This window comes from Noviherbaspirillum humi (assembly GCF_900188095.1).
In the GTDB taxonomy this organism is placed as follows: domain Bacteria; phylum Pseudomonadota; class Gammaproteobacteria; order Burkholderiales; family Burkholderiaceae_D; genus Noviherbaspirillum; species Noviherbaspirillum humi.
The window spans coordinates 74,977-92,407 of record NZ_FZOT01000005.1 but is presented as its reverse complement, the minus strand read 5'-3'; the positions used below and the strand labels follow the sequence as shown (position 1 = coordinate 92,407).

Annotated in this window: 12 protein-coding genes; 5 read left to right on the top strand and 7 right to left on the bottom strand. The window is 65.5% G+C overall.

Translation table 11 applies throughout. The annotated features are described in order from the left end of the window. The first annotated feature begins 67 nt into the window (after positions 1–67). Both CHB88_RS10305 and CHB88_RS10300 read left to right on the top strand, forming a co-directional pair. Positions 68–553: a YajQ family cyclic di-GMP-binding protein gene (locus CHB88_RS10305; RefSeq protein WP_089399242.1), complete on the top strand. Its 486-nt coding sequence runs from the start codon at positions 68–70 to the stop codon at positions 551–553. After that, positions 546–1,208 carry a retropepsin-like aspartic protease family protein gene (locus CHB88_RS10300; protein ID WP_245844885.1) on the top strand — a complete coding sequence of 221 codons (663 nt, stop codon included), beginning with the start codon at positions 546–548 and terminating at the stop codon, positions 1,206–1,208. Before CHB88_RS10305 ends, CHB88_RS10300 begins: the two co-directional genes overlap by 8 nt. Before the next feature lie 18 nt (positions 1,209–1,226). On the opposite strand, the gene aroG is transcribed toward CHB88_RS10300, so the two are convergent. The 4 genes from aroG to CHB88_RS10280 all read right to left on the bottom strand — a co-directional run bounded on the left by aroG (position 1,227) and on the right by CHB88_RS10280 (position 9,086). After that, positions 1,227–2,288, bottom strand: coding sequence for a 3-deoxy-7-phosphoheptulonate synthase AroG (gene aroG / locus CHB88_RS10295; RefSeq protein WP_089399240.1), 1,062 nt, complete (start codon positions 2,286–2,288; stop codon positions 1,227–1,229). Between the two features lie 281 nt (positions 2,289–2,569). Next, the gene (tldD, locus tag CHB88_RS10290) at positions 2,570–4,030 is read right to left on the bottom strand and encodes a metalloprotease TldD (RefSeq protein WP_089399239.1); all 1,461 of its coding nucleotides are present in this window, start codon (positions 4,028–4,030) and stop codon (positions 2,570–2,572) included. A 109-nt stretch (positions 4,031–4,139) separates the two neighbouring features. Further along, complete coding sequence (locus CHB88_RS10285; RefSeq protein WP_089399238.1) at positions 4,140–4,952, bottom strand: carbon-nitrogen hydrolase family protein; 813 nt, start codon at positions 4,950–4,952, stop codon at positions 4,140–4,142. A 9-nt stretch (positions 4,953–4,961) separates the two neighbouring features. After that, on the bottom strand, positions 4,962–9,086 hold the full coding sequence (locus CHB88_RS10280) for a YhdP family protein (RefSeq protein WP_245844884.1): 4,125 nt from the start codon (positions 9,084–9,086) through the stop codon (positions 4,962–4,964). 255 nt (positions 9,087–9,341) lie between these two features. Here CHB88_RS10280 and glnE point away from each other — a divergent pair, with 255 nt between their 5' ends. Beyond that, entirely contained in the window at positions 9,342–12,083 is a 2,742-nt protein-coding gene (gene glnE, locus CHB88_RS10275) for a bifunctional [glutamate--ammonia ligase]-adenylyl-L-tyrosine phosphorylase/[glutamate--ammonia-ligase] adenylyltransferase (RefSeq protein ID WP_245844883.1), read from the top strand. A gap of 21 nt (positions 12,084–12,104) precedes the next feature. Here glnE and lepB read toward each other — a convergent pair whose 3' ends face one another. From lepB to tkt, 3 genes are all read right to left on the bottom strand, one after another. Further along, positions 12,105–12,779 carry a signal peptidase I gene (gene lepB, locus CHB88_RS10270; protein ID WP_342745503.1) on the bottom strand — a complete coding sequence of 225 codons (675 nt, stop codon included), beginning with the start codon at positions 12,777–12,779 and terminating at the stop codon, positions 12,105–12,107. 166 nt (positions 12,780–12,945) lie between these two features. Further along, the gene (gene gap / locus CHB88_RS10265) at positions 12,946–13,959 is read right to left on the bottom strand and encodes a type I glyceraldehyde-3-phosphate dehydrogenase (RefSeq protein WP_089399234.1); all 1,014 of its coding nucleotides are present in this window, start codon (positions 13,957–13,959) and stop codon (positions 12,946–12,948) included. Between the two features lie 28 nt (positions 13,960–13,987). Continuing rightward, positions 13,988–15,982: a transketolase gene (gene tkt, locus CHB88_RS10260; RefSeq protein ID WP_089399233.1), complete on the bottom strand. Its 1,995-nt coding sequence runs from the start codon at positions 15,980–15,982 to the stop codon at positions 13,988–13,990. A gap of 196 nt (positions 15,983–16,178) precedes the next feature. On the opposite strand from tkt, the gene CHB88_RS10255 reads away from it, so the two are divergent. Together CHB88_RS10255 and CHB88_RS10250 are read left to right on the top strand one after the other, a co-directional pair. Then, on the top strand, positions 16,179–16,901 hold the full coding sequence (locus CHB88_RS10255) for a 16S rRNA (uracil(1498)-N(3))-methyltransferase (RefSeq protein WP_089399232.1): 723 nt from the start codon (positions 16,179–16,181) through the stop codon (positions 16,899–16,901). 99 nt (positions 16,902–17,000) lie between these two features. Continuing rightward, positions 17,001–17,417, top strand: coding sequence for a YidB family protein (locus CHB88_RS10250; protein ID WP_089399231.1), 417 nt, complete (start codon positions 17,001–17,003; stop codon positions 17,415–17,417). The last annotated feature ends 14 nt before the right edge of the window (positions 17,418–17,431 follow it).

Genomic DNA, 17,431 nt, shown 5'->3' with positions numbered 1-17,431 from the left:
CATTCTGCAAGCCAGCCTTGCAATCCATTTTCCCCATCCCCCGAACAGCATCACAAGGAATTGCCCCATGCCCTCTTTTGACGTCGTCTGCGAAGCCAACACCGTGGAAGTGAAGAATGCCGTGGACCAGGCCAACAAGGAAATCACCAACCGCTTCGACTTCAAGGGCAGCGATGCCCGCATCGAGCAGAAGGAGCGCGAACTGACCGCCTATGCCGACAGCGAGTTCCAGCTGACCCAGCTGCGCGACGTCCTCACCGGCAAGATGGTCAAGCGCAACGTCGACGTGCGCTTCCTCGACATCGGCAAGGTCGAGAAGATTGGCGGCGACAAGGTGAAGCAGGTGATCAAGGTCAAGAACGGCATCGAGAGCGACGATGCTAAGAAGATCGTGCGCATCATCAAGGACAGCAAGATGAAGGTGCAGGCCTCGATCCAGGGCGAGGCGGTGCGGATTACCGGCGCCAAGCGTGACGACTTGCAAAGCGCGATTGCCCTGCTGCGCAAGGAAGTCACCACCCTGCCGCTGGAATTCAACAACTTCCGTGATTGACGCAGCGATGCTCCGGCGCGGCATGCCGGCACGGCTGATGCTCGCCGCGAACCTGCTGCTGGCGCAGGCGGCATTCGCCGCCGACATCGGCGTGGCCGGCCTGTTTCCCGGCAAGGCGGTGCTGACGGTGGATGGCGGTTCACCCAAGACCTTCAGCGTCGGCAGCACGGTGGCGGACGGCGTGAAGCTGATCGCAGTGGATGGCGCAAGCGCCACGCTGGACGTCAACGGCCGCCGGCAATCCATCGGCATCGGCGAGCATGCGACCCGCAGTTCCGCGGGCGGGCGCGACAGCGTCACGCTGAAGGCGGATGGGCGCGGCCACTTCACTGCGTCCGGCGCCATCAATGGCATGCCGGCGCGCATGCTGGTCGATACCGGCGCCACCCTGATCGCCATTCCCGCCGGCGACGCGAAGCGCTTCGGCATCGACTACCGTCGCGGCCAGCCGGTGCAGACCAGCACCGCCAACGGCGTGGCGCCGGGCTACCGGGTCAGGCTGGATACGGTGAAGGTCGGCGACATCGAGCTCGCCGGCATCGACGCCCTCGTTCTGGAACAGGGGCTGTCCACCATCCTGCTCGGCATGTCCTTCCTCAACCGCACCGAGATGCGGCGCGATGGCGAGGACATGGTCCTCACCAAGCGCTTCTGAACGACGCTGCAGCTCGTATCAGTCGGCGTCGGCGAGGCGGCGCTTGCGCACCGCTTCCGCTAGGCCTTCCAGCACCTTCACGCTGGATTCCCAATCGATGCATCCGTCGGTGACGGACTGGCCATAGGTCAGTTCCTTGCCCGGGGTCAGGTCCTGGCGGCCGCCGACGAGGTGCGACTCCACCATCACGCCGACGATGCGAGTATCACCGCCCGCCACCTGCTCGGCGATGTTGGCGCAGACCGGCACCTGGTTCTCCGGCTTCTTGGAGCTGTTCGCGTGCGAGGCATCGATCATCAGGCGCGAGGCTAGGCCAGAGGCGGCGATTTCCTTGGCGGCCGCATCCACGCTGGCGGCATCGTAGTTGGGCGCCTTGCCGCCGCGCAGGATGATGTGGCAGTCCTCATTGCCGGCGGTGGAGACGATGGCGGAATGGCCACCCTTGGTCACCGAGAGGAAGTGGTGCGGCTGAGAAGCGGCCTTGATCGCATCCACCGCGATCTTGATGTTGCCGTCGGTGCCGTTCTTGAAACCGACCGGGCAGGACAGGCCGGACGCGAGTTCGCGGTGCACCTGGGATTCGGTAGTGCGGGCGCCGATCGCGCCCCAGCTGATCAGGTCGGCCACATACTGCGGGCTGATCACGTCGAGGAATTCGGTGCCGGCCGGCAGGCCGAGCTCGTTGATGTTCAGCAGCAGTTCACGCGCCATGCGCAGGCCGTCGTTGATGCGGAAGCTGTTGTCCATGTACGGGTCGTTGATCAGGCCCTTCCAGCCAACGGTGGTGCGCGGCTTCTCGAAGTAGACCCGCATCACCACTTCAAGGTCGTCGGCGAAGCGGGCGCGCTGCTCAACGAGGCGGCGCGCGTACTCCATCGCTGCCTTGGTGTCGTGGATGGAGCACGGGCCGATGACGACCATCAGGCGGTCATCCTGGCCGTGGAGGATGCGATGCAGCGCGGTGCGGCCGCTGGCAGCGGTAGCGGCAGCCTTTTCCGAGCAGGCGAACTCGCGGATCAGGTGCGACGGGGGTAACAGTTCCTTCATTTCGCGGATACGTAGGTCATCTGTGCGCTGCATGGTGGCTCTCCAGTCAGAAATTAAATCCGTAAATGAAAAAACCGCCATCGCTGGCGGTTTTCATGAAATTCGGTTTGGGCTCTTTATTCGTGCGCTTACCGCTTTTCCACCGCCTGGGGGCTGGAATAGCTAAAGTAAAAGTGGAAGCCGAAGCGCGAAAAGGTCATGTCTTGCGAAGCGTCATAAAGAGTTCGAGACCAATAGTGCAGTAAAACATGGCGTTTGGCAAGGGGAAGCATTCATTGCCGTGCATTGCAAGCTTGCAAACCCTGCCGGCTCGTTCAGGCCGTGCCGCCCACCGTCATGCCGTCGATGCGCAGGGTCGGCTGGCCGACGCCCACCGGCACGCTCTGCCCTTCCTTGCCGCATACGCCGATGCCGCTGTCGAGGCGCATGTCGTTGCCGATCATCGAGACCCGGGTCAGCACTTCCGGCCCGTTGCCGATCAGCGTCGCACCCTTGACCGGATGGGTGATCTTGCCATCTTCGATCATGTAGGCCTCGCTGGCGGAGAAAGTGAACTTGCCGCTGGTGATGTCGACCTGGCCGCCGCCGAAGTTGACCGCATACAAGCCGTTCTTCACCGAGGCGATGATCTCCGCCGGATCGCGGTCGCCGCCCAGCATGTAAGTGTTGGTCATGCGCGGCATCGGCAGGCTGGCGAAGGATTGGCGCCGGGCATTGCCGGTCACCGGCATCTTCATCAGGCGCGCGTTGAGCGTGTCCTGGATGTAGCCCTTCAGGATGCCATCCTCGATCAGGGTGGTGCACTGCGTCGGATTACCCTCGTCGTCGATGTTGAGCGAGCCGCGCCGGTCGGCCAGGGTGCCGTCGTCGACCACGGTCACGCCCTTGGCCGCGACCCGCTCGCCGATGCGGCCGGAGAAGGCGCTGGAGCCCTTGCGGTTGAAGTCGCCTTCGAGGCCATGGCCGATGGCCTCGTGCAGCAAGACGCCGGGCCAGCCCGGGCCGAGCACCACGGTCATCGGGCCGGCCGGAGCCGGGCGGGAATCGAGGTTCACCAACGCGGTGGCCACGGCATCGGTGGCGTACTTCTCGATCAGCTCGTCGGTGAAATAGGCGAAGCCGTAGCGTCCGCCGCCGCCGCTGGAACCGACCTCGCGCCGGCCGTTCTGCTCGGCGATCACCGTCACCGACAGCCGCACCAGCGGCCGGATGTCCGCTGCCAATACGCCATCGCTGCGCACCACCAGCACCACGTCATATTCACCGGCCAATCCGGCCATCACCTGCACCACGCGCGGGTCCTTGGCGCGGGCGATGCGCTCAACCTTTTCCAGCAACTGCACCTTGCCGGTGGCGTCGAGCGAGGCCAGCGGGTCCTGCGGCAGGTAGAGGGAGCGGCCGCCGGAGGCCTTGATGCCGGCCGGCACCTTGATCTTGCCGGCACCCTGGCGGGCAATGGTGCGGGTGGCGGCAGCCGCTTCCAGCAGCGCCCGCTCCGAAATTTCGCCGGAGTACGAGAACGCCGTCTTGTCGCCAGACACCGCGCGCACGCCGACGCCCTGGTCGATGGAGAAGCTGCCGGTCTTGACGATGCCTTCTTCCAGGCTCCAGCCCTCGTTCTTGGTGAACTGGAAATACAGATCCGCGTAATCCACCTTATGGGTGAACAGTTCGCCCAGCGTGCGCAGCAGCTTGGCTTCATCGAGGCCGTAGGGCTGCAGCAGGATTTCGCGGGCGGTGGCGAGCGTCTGGAGATTCGGTTCGAAAAGATTCATGGTCTGGCCTCGTTGAGCGGCCCAACTTGCATGTCATCAAGCGGGGCACAGGGTTTCAGGCATTGTAGAGCATCCCTCGCAGCGCCGTTGCCGCCGCCTATCGCCGCCGTCAAAGCTTGCGGTGCTTCAGCGCCGGCAGGCTTTCGCGCACACCGCGCAGCCGCTGCGGATCGAGGTCGCCCAGCACCACGCCTTCGCCTTCTTCCCGCATCGCCACGACATCCCCCCAGGGATCGACCAGCATGCTGCGGCCCCAGGTGCGGCGTCCGTTGGGATGGATGCCGCCCTGCGCCGACGCCAGCAGATAGCACTGGTTCTCCACCGCCCGGGCACGCAGCAGCAGCTCCCAATGGGCGCGGCCGGTGGTGTAGGTGAAAGCGGCGGGCATGACGATCAGCGCGCACTCGCCCATGGCGCGGTACAGCTCGGGGAAGCGCAGGTCGTAGCACACCGACAGGCCGACGCGGCCGAACGGCGCTTCGAAGCTGGCCACGCGGTCGCCATGCATGATGGTGCGCGCCTCGTCGTAGGATTCGTCGTTGCGGCTGAAGCTGAACAGATGGATCTTGTCGTAGCGCGCCGCCTCCTCCCCCTGCGGATCGTAGACGAGGCAGGTATTGAGCACCTTGTCCGGATCGGGCGCCGCCAGCGGCAGCGTGCCGCCGACGAGCCAGATGCCGTGTTCGCGCGCCGTATCCGCCATGAACCGCTGTATCGGCCCGTCGCCATGCGGCTCGGCCAGCGCCAGCTTGTCGCGCTCATGCCGTCCCATCACCGGCCAGTACTCGGGCAGCAGCACGAGCTGCGCCCCTGCCCCCGCCGCCTCGGCGATCAGGCGGCGGGCGGTGGCGATGTTCTCGTCCACGCCAGGCGTGGAAACCATCTGGATGGCGGCGAGCTTGACGTTGTCGTTCCGGGTCATTGGCATTCCTCAGCCGGTCTTGTCGTTGCCGGCGTTCGCATCGTTGTTGGGCGCGGTCTGGCGGCGCGGCAGCTTGGTCACCACCGGCTCCTTCCATGGGCCGGTGATGCCGTATTCGAAGGTGAAGGCCTTGGCCAGGGGATCACGCAGGAACAGCTGGGCCAGGAAGGAGCCGACGCCGATCACCGGGTTGACCGCCAGCGCATACACCACGGAAGCGGTGCCGACGTTGATCTCCGGGATCACCACCACGCGCAGGTTCTGCGTCTCCTGGTCGATGTCGGCCATGCCGTCGATCAGCACCGTCGCCGCCACGCCGCGCATCTTGAAGTTGCTGGTCCTGGCCACGCCATGGTCGATGCTGGCGGCAGCCGTCACGCCGTCGAAGGCGAATCCCTCCGAGAACACATCGCGGAAATCCAGCACCAGCCTGCGCGGCAGCGCCTGCAGGCTGAGCACGCCGAGCAGCTTGGCCGCCGCCGGATCCACCTTCAGGAACTGGCCGGCGGCGACGTCCAGGGTGATATTGCCGCTCAGGGTCGGGATGTCGAAGGAAAACGGCAAGCCCTTCCAGGCGAGTTCCCCTTCGATCTTGCCCTTGCCGCCGCGCAGCACGTTGGCGAAGCCGAAGCGTTCCAGCAGCCGGCCGGCATCGGCCATGTTCAGGCTGTAGTTCAAACTCGACGTGCTGTCGCCGTCGCGGCTGACCCACTTGCCGGTGGCGCGGAACTCCGCATCCGGATTCGTGATGGACAGCTTGCCGATGCGCCATTCGTTGGCGCCGCCTACGCGCACGTTGTTGGCGTTGAGCTCGACGCGGCCGAATTTCTTGCCGAGCAGCTCGAAGTTCTCCGCCACCACGTCCAGCGCCGGAATCTGGGTGGTGGTGTTCTTGCCTTCCAGCAGATCGCTGACCTCGGTCGCCGCTTCCTTCGGGATGACGAGCGACGCCAGGCGGGCGGTGACCCGGCCCATTCCCTGGCCGGCGGGGCCCTGGTTCCAGGTGAGATAACCGGAAGCCTGATCGGAATTGATATTGGCCTGCCATGTGCCTTTTACATGGGAAGCGCCGACCACCACGTTGTCCAGCTTCTTGCCCATGATGATCATTTCGGTCGCGCGCGCGGCCATCACGTCCGGATCCACATACTGGCTGAGGTTGGGCTGATCGCCGCCGGTGGCCGGCGCCGGCGCGGCGGCATTGGCCTCCGACGTCCTGGCGGGCTCGAGGATGGCGGAAACCGTCTTGCCCCAGGCATCGACGTTCAGCGAGCGCAAACTGACGTTGGCCACTAGGCCGCTGTCGGGCTGGGGCGGCGGCGCGTTGACGCCGATGCCGCCGCGCACCACCTGCCACTCGGCATTCCGGTCAGCCGCTTTTTGCCGCTCATAACGGGCAGCGATGCCGCCGCCAAGGGTCAACCGGATTTCATCGCGCTGCAGGCTGCCTTCACCGCCGGGGAGCCCCGCCATCTCCACATGCAGCGGCATGATTTCGGTGGCCGCCTTGCGCAGCGGCGACGGGAAGTCGAGCTCCAGTCCCGCCAGGCTGGAATCGACGATGATTTCCGGCCGCTTGTTCTTCACCCGGATCACCGCGCTGTAGCGGGTGCTGCCGCTGATCCTGTCGGCCAGGCGCTGGGCCGCCGGCGACGGATAGGTTTTGCGCAGGCCATCGGACGACATCGTGCCGTCGGCGCGGATCTGAATGCTGCCGTCCCGCTGCATGCCGCCGGCTACCGCCACCGGGCCGCCGAGGAAGGTGGCTTTCACATTGGCGAGATTGAAGCCCTTCTCATGGAACTCCAGCTTGCCGGAGGCGGCACCCAGCATGGGAATGAGGTTTTGCAGCGTGATGTTGTTGCCTGCGAATTGCAGCGCGCCCTGCACCCTGGTTTCCGGCAGGCGCCCCAGCGGCATCTGCAGCTTCAGCCCGAGCCGGGCATTGCCGGTTGCCCGGGTTTCCTCGGTGAAGTGCGCAATCCATTCGCCGACCGGGCTGTCGTTGACGAAGGCGACGAATTCCTGCAGCGGACCGCCGGCATCGCCGTCGACCAGCAGCGCCATGTCGCGCCCGCCGAGTTCGGGAATCACGGCCTTTACATTGCTCAGCGTCACGCCATGGGTCTGGGCGCTGGCCGCATGAATCTCCATCCGGGCACGGTCGAAGCTGATGGTGCCATCGATCTTCTCGATCACCGGCCACAACGGCGCCTTGCCATCCTTGCCCGTCCTGCCGCCGCCGTAATCCAGCTTGCCGTCGACGATACGGCCATGCACGCTGAATTCGCCGCGCGACTTGTCGCCGGCCGCCGCCGAACGGAAGGGAAACTGAGCCAGGTCGCCGCGCAGGCGCAGTCGCACATCCTCCGCAGTCCCGCCGATCAAGGCTGCGGACAGCCACTGGCGCAATCCTTCCGGAAGGGACAGCGGCAGGTATTGGCCAAGGCGCTCCAGCGCCAGTCCGCTGACGCGGCCCTGCATGTCGATCACGCCGGGCGCCTTGCCTCCCTGCGCATGCAATGGCATCAGATGCTTGCCGCTCAGCGAGCCGGAGAGCCCGTCACGGCGGAATTCCAGCTTCTGCACATCCAGCAGCAGCTTGTCCTTGCTCGGGAAGGACCAGCCGGCCTGCATGCCGAGCGCATTGAGCGGCAGCACGGCTTGCGGCAGCCAGGCGCCCAGTTCCAGCGTCAGGTCCTGCGACGCGAGCGCGAGCTGGCCGCCTTTCTCGCTGGCGTCGATGCGCCCGCTCAGATTGTCGAAGCCAGGGATGGCCGGCACGGCGGCTTGGGCCGGGGACTTGCCGCTGGCCGGACGCGCCGGCTTCGCGGCTTGCGGCTGCATCGACAAGCCTTCGAACTGGCCCTTGACGGCATAGGCGACCGGATTGGGATAGCTGCCCTGCCAGGAGAGCGAGAAATCGCGCAGCACGCCGCGCGGGGCGAAATCGGCCAGCATCTGGCGCTGCTGCGGCGACAGCGGCAGCCGCAGGGCGAAATCGGCCACCGTCTTCAGGTCGAGCAGGCGGGCGCTGAATTCAGTCTGCTCCGGCTTTCCCTTCTTCGCCGGCACATGGCTTTCGCTGATGGTGGTGGTGGGCAGCGTCAGCCCATCCTCGCTTTCCATCGAAAAGTCGGTGAGCGTGATCGCATGTCCATGCCGGCCGAAGCCCGGTTCGGCGCCCGCATCGGTGCGCGCGATTTCCTCGCGTACCGAAATGCGGCCGCGCACCTGCTTCAGGTTGAGCATGTCCAGATCGGCTGCCAGCCGGGTGGACAGGTCCGCCAGGGACAGGTCGGCGGTGAGATTGGCCAGGCGGGCATGATCGAACTCGATCCAGGCGCGCACCGAGCCACGGCCGCCGTTCACCTCCACCGGGCTGTCGAGATAAGGCTTCCAGGCTGCCAGGTCGCCATCGCGCAGGTCGGCATACAGCTCGCCGCGCCAGGCGGCCGGGTCGGAAAAATTGCGGCTGAACGGCGGATGGACGAATTGCGCGCGCACATCCAGCGGCGCCGCGATCTGCGCCGGCGGCGTCGCCTTGAGCGCGAATTGATGGCTGCGCCAGTGGTTGCGCAACACCATGGTCACATCCTGCAGCAGCAGTTCGGGCACCTCGCGCTTGCGGTCGTTCCAGCGCAGGCGGCCGCCGCGCACCACGATTTCTCGCTGCGACAGCACCCAGTCGGCGCCGCGGCTGTCTTCCTTGCGGTTGCTGTCGATGAGGATGCCGGCGACGTAAAGCCTGCCCTCGGCATCGCGCATCACATCCATGTCGGGACGATCGATTTCCAGGGTATGCAGGCGCAAGTCGCCGACCAGCACCGACAGCCAGGACACGGTGGCAGTCACTTTCGGCAGGCGCAAGGCTTCCCGGCCCGCCCTGTCGTGCACGGCTACTTCATCCAGTTCCAGCCGCGGCAGCAAGCCGTTCCAGGAGGCGTCGATAGCGGAAATCGTGACCGGGTTGCCGATGGCGCGGCTGGCCGCCTGTTCGATGTGGCCCTTGTAGTTGCCGACGCTGGGCAGCAATGCATAACGCAGGACGAGAAACAGCAGGCAGAACAGGAAATAGATGACCACCGCCAACTTCAGCGCCAGGCTCAGGCCATGGCGCGTGACGGCGTTCAATCCGAAATAAGCTCGCCGCAACGTGTTCCAGCAGCCCGCCAGGCGCCCTGGCGTCGAAGATGAGGTGGACTGGTCAGTGGACATCAAGCGGGCGGACGAAAACCTTGAATGGTGATGGGCAGTTAGCGGAAGTTGGATGGGCTTGACTTGAAACTGAGGGCAGATTGCGCCACAGGGCCGGAGCGGGTGTTCTATGATGGTGCATTCTCGGTTTCGCGCCAAGAACAACTTAACAACAATTCATTACAGACATCCGTGACTCCCTCCCGTTTGACCAGCCCTGTTGCCTCGCGGTTCTTTTCGCGCTGGCTCCAAGCCGACCCGGCCCGCGCCGAGCAGATCAACCAGCTTGCGTCCTCGGCAATTTCCCCCGGGGATTTTACTGGGCTTTTGCGCAGGGAGACAGAGGCGGGCATGCCGCTGCCGCGCGCCATGCGCCGCTTGCGCAACCTGCTGGTGGCGGCGATCATCGAGCGCGACCTGTCCGGTCACGCCAGCCTGGATGAAGTGCTGAGCGTGATCAGCGCCTTCGCCGACTTCGCGGTGCAGACCCATGTGGCGGCGCTGATGGAAGAAATGGCGGCCAGCTATGGCGTGCCGATCGGCCGCGAATCCGGCAAGCCGCAGGAACTCATCGTGCTGGGGATGGGCAAGCTGGGCGGCGGCGAGCTCAATGTCTCGTCCGACATCGACCTGATCTTCCTCTATCCGGAAGATGGCGACACACGCTGCGAGCAGCCGGAACAGCGCGAACTGTCGAACCATGAATTCTTCATCCGGCTCGGCCGCAAGCTGATCGCGGCGCTTTCGGAAATCACCGAGGATGGCTTCACCTTCCGCGTCGACATGGCGCTGCGTCCGAACGGAGCCTCCGGGCCGCTGGCCGCCAGCTTCGGCATGCTGGAAGAGTACCTGATCGTGCAGGGCCGGGAATGGGAACGCTATGCCTGGGTCAAGGCGCGGGCAATCACTGGAAAACCGGAAGACATCGCCGCCATGGATGCCATCGTCCGGCCCTTCGTCTACCGGCGCTACCTCGATTTCGGCGCCATCCAGGCGCTGCGCGATATGCATGCGCAGATCCGGGCCGAGGTGAAGCGGCAGGAGGCGCGCCATCCGGAGCGCAACCAGAACGTCAAGCTCGGCCGGGGCGGCATCCGCGAGATCGAATTCCTGGCCCAGGTGTTCCAGCTGATCCGCGGCGGCCGCGATGCGGAGCTGCGCGACCGCTCCACCCGCGCCACCCTGAGCATCCTGCCCGGCAAGAACCTGATGGAGCCGGAAGCCGTGGAAGAATTGCTGGAGGCCTACGCCTTCCTGCGCAATCTGGAGCACCGCCTGCAGTACCGCGACGATGCCCAGACCCATACCCTGCCGGCGAACGAGGAAGATCGCCTCGTCATCGCGCAGATGATGGGCATGGAAGACACGCAGGCGCTGCTCGCGGCGCTGGATGCGCAGCGCCGCATCGTGGCCGGGCAATTTGACGCCATGTTCAGCGAAAGGGAAGCGCCGCCGGAGGAGAAGGAAAGCGCCGAGTCCGCCGCGCTGGAGACGCTGGCCGACGCCGACAACCATGAAGCCGTCGAGGAGCGACTGCGTAGCCTCGGCTACGACGACCCGGCCGGGTCCGCCCAGCGCCTGCTGCTGACCTGGCAATCCTCGCGCATGCAATCCCTGCCGCCGGACAGCCGCAATCGCATGGTGACCCTGATCCGCCATGCGCTGCCCCTGATCGCCGCCATCACCCCTGCGCGCTCGGTCACGCTCGGCCGGCTGCTGGATTTCCTCGAAGCCATCGCGCGCCGCGCCGCCTACCCGGCGCTGCTGGTGGAGTATCCGCAGACCATGGAGCGGCTGCTGCGCATGATCAGCGCCAGCGACTGGGCGGCGAAGTACCTGACCCGCCATCCCATCCTGCTGGACGAACTGCTGGACGACCGCACGCTGCGGGCGGCGCCCGACTGGGAAGCCTTTGCCGCCGAATGCCGGCGCCAGCTCGACGCCGCCGATGGCGACACCGAGCAGCAGATGAACGTGCTGCGCGACCTGCACCATGCCCAGTTGTTCCGGCTGCTGGCGCAGGACCTGGAAGGCGGCCTGACGGTGGAGCGGCTGGCCGACCATCTGTCGGCGCTGGCCGACGTGCTGGTCGAGGTCACCGTGAAAGCGGCATGGCGCACCGTCGCCACCCGCCACCGCGAGGCGCCGGCCTTCGCGGTAATCGCTTACGGCAAGCTGGGCGGCAAGGAACTCGGCTACGCTTCGGACCTCGACGTGATCTTCCTCTACGACGACGAGGATGCCGACGCGGCGGTGAACTACGCCAAGCTGGCGCAGCGCTTCATCACCTGGATGACCAGCATGACGCCCTCGGGCATCCTGTTCGACATCGACATTGCCCTTCGGCCCAACGGCGCCAGCGGCCTGCTGGTCTCCAGCGTCGCCGCCTTCGAGAAGTACCAGACCGGCTCGGCCTGGGTGTGGGAGCATCAGGCGCTGACGCGGGCACGCTTCTGCGCGGGCGACGCCGCCATTGGCCAGCGCTTCGAGGCGATCCGGGAACGGGTGCTGCGCCTGCCGCGGGAGCGCGACGCGCTCAAGCATGAGGTGCTGGCCATGCGCCGCAAGCTGCATGGCGCTCATCCCAACCGGTCGGACCGCTTCGACCTCAAGCATGATGACGGCGGCATGATCGATATCGAATTCATGGTGCAGTTCCTGGTGCTGAGCCATGCGGCGCAGCATGCCGAACTCACCGCCGACATCGGCAATATCGCGCTGCTGAAGCTGTGCGCCCGGCTCGGCCTGATCGACGCCGCCTTGGCCGACGACGTCGCCGATGCCTATCGACGCTACCGGAAAATGCAGCACCTGATCAGGCTGCAGGGCGAAGACAGGGCTCGGGTGGCGCCCGATCTCGTGGCGCGCGAAGCGTCCCGGGTCAGGCAGCTATGGATGGCGATATTCGGCGAGCCGGTGGTGGTGGCGGCGTGACGCCGCAGGGAAGGTGCTGCTTCAGTGCAGCGCCGCGCCGAAGCGGTCGAAGCGCGGCAGATAGAAATTTTCGGTATCGAGGGAGAAGACCACGCGCCGCACGCGCCCGGTCAGCAGGTGTCGCTTGATCGGGCCGATGTAGCGGGAATCCTTGCTGTTGTCGCGGTTGTCGCCCAGCACCAGGTACTCGTCCGACGGCACCGTCACCGGCCCGAAGGAGCGCACCGCCTCCCGTTCCGGCAGCAGGATGATCGGCCACTGCTGGTCGAACACCTGCTCCTTCAGAAACACCTGCCGGCCGGCGTAGTCGGGCACGCTGGCGGCCAGCTCATCGCGGATGCTGGCATAGGAAGCCTTGACGCCGTTGATGATCAATTCCTCGCCGCGCATCTCCACCACGTCGCCCGGCAGCCCGACGATGCGCTTCACCAGACGGATGCCGTCTTCCGGCGAGGTGAAGGTGACGATGTCGCCGCGCTTGGGCTCGCCCAGGCGCACGAGGATGATGTCGGTGAAGGGCAGCTTGAAGTCGTAGGCGAGGCGGTCGGAAACGATGCGGTCGCCGATCAGCAAGGTGGGGTACATGGAGGCGGTGGGGACGCCGTACCAGTCGGCGATGGCGCTGCGCACCACGATCATGGCGCACAGGAAAAGCAGAAAGCCTCTGTTTTCCCGCATCAGCGTCCTGAATTTCAAGCCTGTCTCCCGTGGGATGATGGTTGCGGAGCAGTCGGCGTCCGCTCTTTTGCAGCTTGCAAATATAGCAAAACGCCCCGGCATGCGGGGCGTTTCAGGATCTTGCTTGGGATCACGCAAACCGGGGTTTGCGCGACCTTAATGCCTGTGGTTCAGCGGTGACAGATCACTTGGCCGACATCAGCGCGACGGTGGTGTCGAGCATGCGGTTGGAGAAGCCCCACTCGTTGTCGTACCACGAGGATACCTTCACCAGGCGGCCGGAGACCTTGGTCAGGGTGGCGTCGAAGTTGCTCGACGCCGGGTTGTGGTTGAAGTCCACCGACACCAGCTGCTCGGTGTTGTAGGTCAGGATGCCCTTCAGCGGGCCGCTTTCGGCGGCCGCCTTCATGATGGCGTTGACTTCATCCACGGTGGTGTCGCGCGAGGCGATGAAGGACAGGTCGACGATGGAGACGTTGATGGTCGGCACGCGGATGGCGAAACCGTCCAGCTTGCCGTTGAGTTCCGGCAGCACCAGGCCGACCGCGGCGGCGGCGCCGGTCTTGGTCGGGATCATGGACTGGGTGGCGGAACGGGCGCGGCGCAGGTCTTCGTGCATGACGTCGGTCAGCACCTGGTCATTGGTGTAGGCGTGCACGGTGGTCATCAGGCCGGTTTCCAGGCCGATCTTCTCATGCAGCGGCTTGACCAGCGGGGCCAGGCAGTTGGTGGTGCAGGAGGCGTTGGAGATGACGGTGTCGGAGGCCTTGAGCACGCCGTTGTTGACGCCGAAGACGACGGTGGCGTCCACATCCTTGCCGCCCGGGGCGGAGATGATGACCTTCTTGGCGCCGCCCTTGAGGTGGGCCGAAGCCTTTTCCTTGGTGGTGAAGAAGCCGGTGCACTCCAGGACCACGTCGACGTTCAGCTCGCCCCAGGGAATCTCGGCCGGATTGCGCTGGGCGAAGACGCGGATCTTGTCGCCGTTGACGATCATGTAGTCGCCGTCGACTTCGACGGTGCCGGGGAACTTGCCGTGGGCGGTGTCGTAGCGGGTCAGGTGGGCGTTGGACTGCGCATTGCCGAGATCGTTGATGGCGACGATCTGGATGTCGTTCTTCTTGCCGCCTTCATAATGGGCACGCAGGACATTGCGGCCGATGCGGCCGTAGCCGTTGATTGCGACGCGGATGGTCATCTTACTCTCCTGAATGTAGTTATCAAAGTTAAGCCAAAACCGATTTCACCGCAGCCACGACGTTTTCGGTCGTGAAGCCGAAATGCTTGAACAGCACGCCTGCCGGGGCCGACTCGCCGAAGGTATCGATGCCGACGACCTTGCCTTCCAGGCCGACGTACTTGTACCAGAAGTCGGTGACCCCGGCCTCGACGGCGACGCGCGGCAGGCCCTTCGGCAGCACGCTCGCCTTGTAGGCAGCATCCTGGCGGTCGAACACGTCGGTGCTGGGCATGGACACCACGCGAACCGCCACGCCCTGCTGGGCCAGCGCCTCGGCCGCCTTCACCGCCAGCTCCACCTCGGAGCCGGTGGCAATGATCGCTGCCTTGGCATCGGCCGCGTCGCGCAGCACGTAGCCGCCGCGGGCGATGTCGCCGACCTGCTGCGCATCGCGCTCCATGTACGGCAGGTTCTGGCGCGAGAAGATCAGGGTGCTCGGGCCGTTGCGGCGCTTGACCGCCTCGCGCCACGCCACCGCCGACTCCACCGTGTCGCAGGGACGCCAGTTGTCGAGGTTGGGGATCAGGCGCAGGCTGGAGATGTGCTCCACCGACTGGTGCGTCGGGCCGTCTTCGCCGAGGCCGATCGAGTCGTGGGTGAACACGAACAGCGAGCGGATCTTCATCAGCGCCGCCATGCGCAGGGCATTGCGGCTGTAGTCGGAGAAGGTCAGGAAAGTGGCGCCGAAAGGCAGATAGCCGCCATGCAGGGCAATGCCGTTCATGATGGCGCTCATGCCGAACTCGCGCACGCCGTAGTTGATATGGTTGCCGGCCTGCTCGCTGCGCACCGCCACGCATTCCTTCCAGTTGGTCAGGTTGGAGCCGGTCAGGTCGGCGGAACCGCCGAGGAATTCCGGCAGCACCAGCGCCAGGGCCTGGATCGCATTCTGGCTGGCCTTGCGGGTGGCGATGGTTTCCTTCTTCTCCAGGCAGGCAGCGATGTAGGCGTCCATGGCCGCGTCCAGATTGCCGGGCAGCTCGCCCTTCATCCTGCGCTGCAGTTCGCCCGCTTCGCGCGGATAACGCTCGCTGTATGCCGCAAACAATTTGTTCCACTCGCCTTCCACGGCCCGGCCCGCTTCCTTCGCGTCCCAGGCTTGATAAACGTCGGCGGGAATCTCGAAAGGCGGATAGTCCCAGCCGATTGCCTGGCGCGTCGCGGCGATTTCCTTGTCGCCGAGGGCCGCGCCGTGCACCTTGTCGCTTCCCTGCATATTAGGCGCGCCTTTGCCGATCACCGTCTTGCAGCAGATCAAGGTCGGCCGGTCGGCGGTTTTGGCGGACGCAATCGCGGCGTCGACGGCGGCCACGTCATGGCCGTCGACATTGCGGATCACGTTCCAGCCGTAGGACTCGAAGCGCTTCGGCGTGTCGTCGGTGAACCAGCCGTCGACCTTGCCGTCGATGGAGATGCCGTTGTCGTCGTACAGCGCGATCAGCTTCGACAGGCGCAGCGTGCCGGCCAGCGAGCAGGTTTCGTGCGAGATGCCTTCCATCAGGCAGCCGTCGCCGAGGAAGACATAGGTGTGGTGGTCGACAACCGTGAAATCCGGCTTGTTGAACTCGGCCGCCAGCAGCTTTTCCGCCAGCGCCATGCCGACCGCGTTGCTGATGCCCTGGCCGAGCGGGCCGGTGGTGGTTTCCACGCCTTCGGTGATTTCGTACTCCGGATGGCCAGGCGTTTTGGAATGCAGCTGGCGGAAATTGCGGATCTCGTCCATCGACAGGTCGTAGCCGGCCAGATGCAGCAGCGCGTATTGCAGCATGGAGCCGTGGCCGTTCGAGATGACGAAGCGGTCGCGGTTGATCCAGCGCGAGTTGGCGGGATTGTGGCGAAGGTGTTTGGACCAGAGGGCGACGGCGATTTCCGCCATGCCCATCGGCATGCCGGGGTGGCCGGAATTTGCCTTTTGTACAGCGTCCATCGCCAAGGCGCGGATCGCGTTGGCCATTCTGGTGGTCGGAAGCGTGGAAGTCATGGTGTCGAGTGGTGACAGGCCTGGCGGCCTATGATGCGGGAGTGCAAAGCCCAATATTTTACCAGAGACGCCAAAACGCATTCCAAAATTGCTTTTCCTCATCGGCGCAGCAACTGCATTGCTGGCGCGACTGGCGCGGCGGTGACAGAATCGCGGCATTTCCATTCCGCCACCGGTCCATCGCCGTCCTTCCGCCATGCCCCGCTTCCACTTTCCGCACCCCCTCGCCCCCGGCGACAGCATCGCCTTGCCCGAGCCCGTCGCCCATCATCTCCACGTGCTGCGCATGAAGGCCGGCGACGGCATCACCCTGTTCAACGGCCAGGGCGGCGAATATGCCGCGGTGTTGACTGCGGTGGAACGTAAGCGGGCGCAGGCGGAAGTGAAGGTGTTCTCGCCGCGCGAGGCGGAGCCGGCGCACTGCCTGACTCTGGCGCAGGCACTGCCGGAAGGCAGCAAGATGGACTGGATCATCGAAAAGGCGGTGGAGCTGGGCGTGACCGCCATTCAACCGCTCCATGCCCGGCGCTGCGTGGTGCGGCTGTCGGCGGAGCGGGCCGCCCGAAAGATCGAACATTGGGCGGCGGTGGCCGTCGCCGCCTGCGAGCAGAGCGGCCGCAACCGTGTGCCGGCCGTGACGGAGCCGGCGGACTTCGAGAGCTGGGTGGCACGCCATGACATGCATGCACGGCTGCTGCTGACGCCGCGCGCCGAAATGTCGCTGGCCGACTGGGCGCGCCACCAGCCGGCGCAGGCGCTGACGCTGATGATCGGCCCGGAAGGCGGTTTTTCCCCGGAAGAGGAAGCGCTGGCGCTGGCTGGCGGCGCAATCGGGGTGCACATGGGCAGCCGCATCCTGCGCACCGAAACCGCCGGCCTGGCTGCCGCCGCCATGCTGAATGCCCTTTGGCCCGAATAGTTCCTGATCCTAGTCCGGGATCAAACTTGCAGCGGATAGTCTGCCGTGCAACGCCATCCTGCCTTATGTTGACGCTTCGACTACATCTGGAGGATACCCATGGCGATGCTTGACCGGACCTATGGCTCGCTCACCGACGGCCGGCAATACCTGCTGCAACCCGACACCCGCCTGTTGCAAACGGCGCTGGCGCTGATCGCCGACACCGGTCAGCTCGGCGGCATGCAGGGCTTCGCCGATGCGTTCCGTCAGGCCGGGCTCGGTCATATCGTCGATTCCTGGATCGCCCCGGGCGAAAATCTGCCGGTGTCAACCGCGCAGCTCGAAATGGTGCTGGACGATGGCCACCTGAGGCAGATTTCGGAGGAAACCGGCCTGCCGCGCGATGAAACCGTGGAAGCGCTCGGCGAGATGCTGCCGCGCTTGGTGGATCGCGTGACGCCGGACGGCGCCGTGCCGCCGGGCGGCTTGGGCGACGTCGCTGCCCTTCTGGCCGAGTACATGCGCCCTGCCTGAGCCGGCCGTTGTGA

Excerpts from the sequence above, each read along its gene's own strand:
- CHB88_RS10305 (WP_089399242.1), top strand. The coding sequence starts at position 68 with ATGCCCTCTTTTGACGTCGTCTGCGAAGCCAACACCGTGGAAGTGAAG.
- aroG (WP_089399240.1), bottom strand. The coding sequence starts at position 2,288 with ATGCAGCGCACAGATGACCTACGTATCCGCGAAATGAAGGAACTGTTA.
- tldD (WP_089399239.1), bottom strand. The coding sequence starts at position 4,030 with ATGAATCTTTTCGAACCGAATCTCCAGACGCTCGCCACCGCCCGCGAA.
- CHB88_RS10285 (WP_089399238.1), bottom strand. The coding sequence starts at position 4,952 with ATGACCCGGAACGACAACGTCAAGCTCGCCGCCATCCAGATGGTTTCC.
- gap (WP_089399234.1), bottom strand. The coding sequence starts at position 13,959 with ATGACCATCCGCGTCGCAATCAACGGCTACGGCCGCATCGGCCGCAAT.
- tkt (WP_089399233.1), bottom strand. The coding sequence starts at position 15,982 with ATGACTTCCACGCTTCCGACCACCAGAATGGCCAACGCGATCCGCGCC.
- CHB88_RS10255 (WP_089399232.1), top strand. The coding sequence starts at position 16,179 with ATGCCCCGCTTCCACTTTCCGCACCCCCTCGCCCCCGGCGACAGCATC.
- CHB88_RS10250 (WP_089399231.1), top strand. The coding sequence starts at position 17,001 with ATGGCGATGCTTGACCGGACCTATGGCTCGCTCACCGACGGCCGGCAA.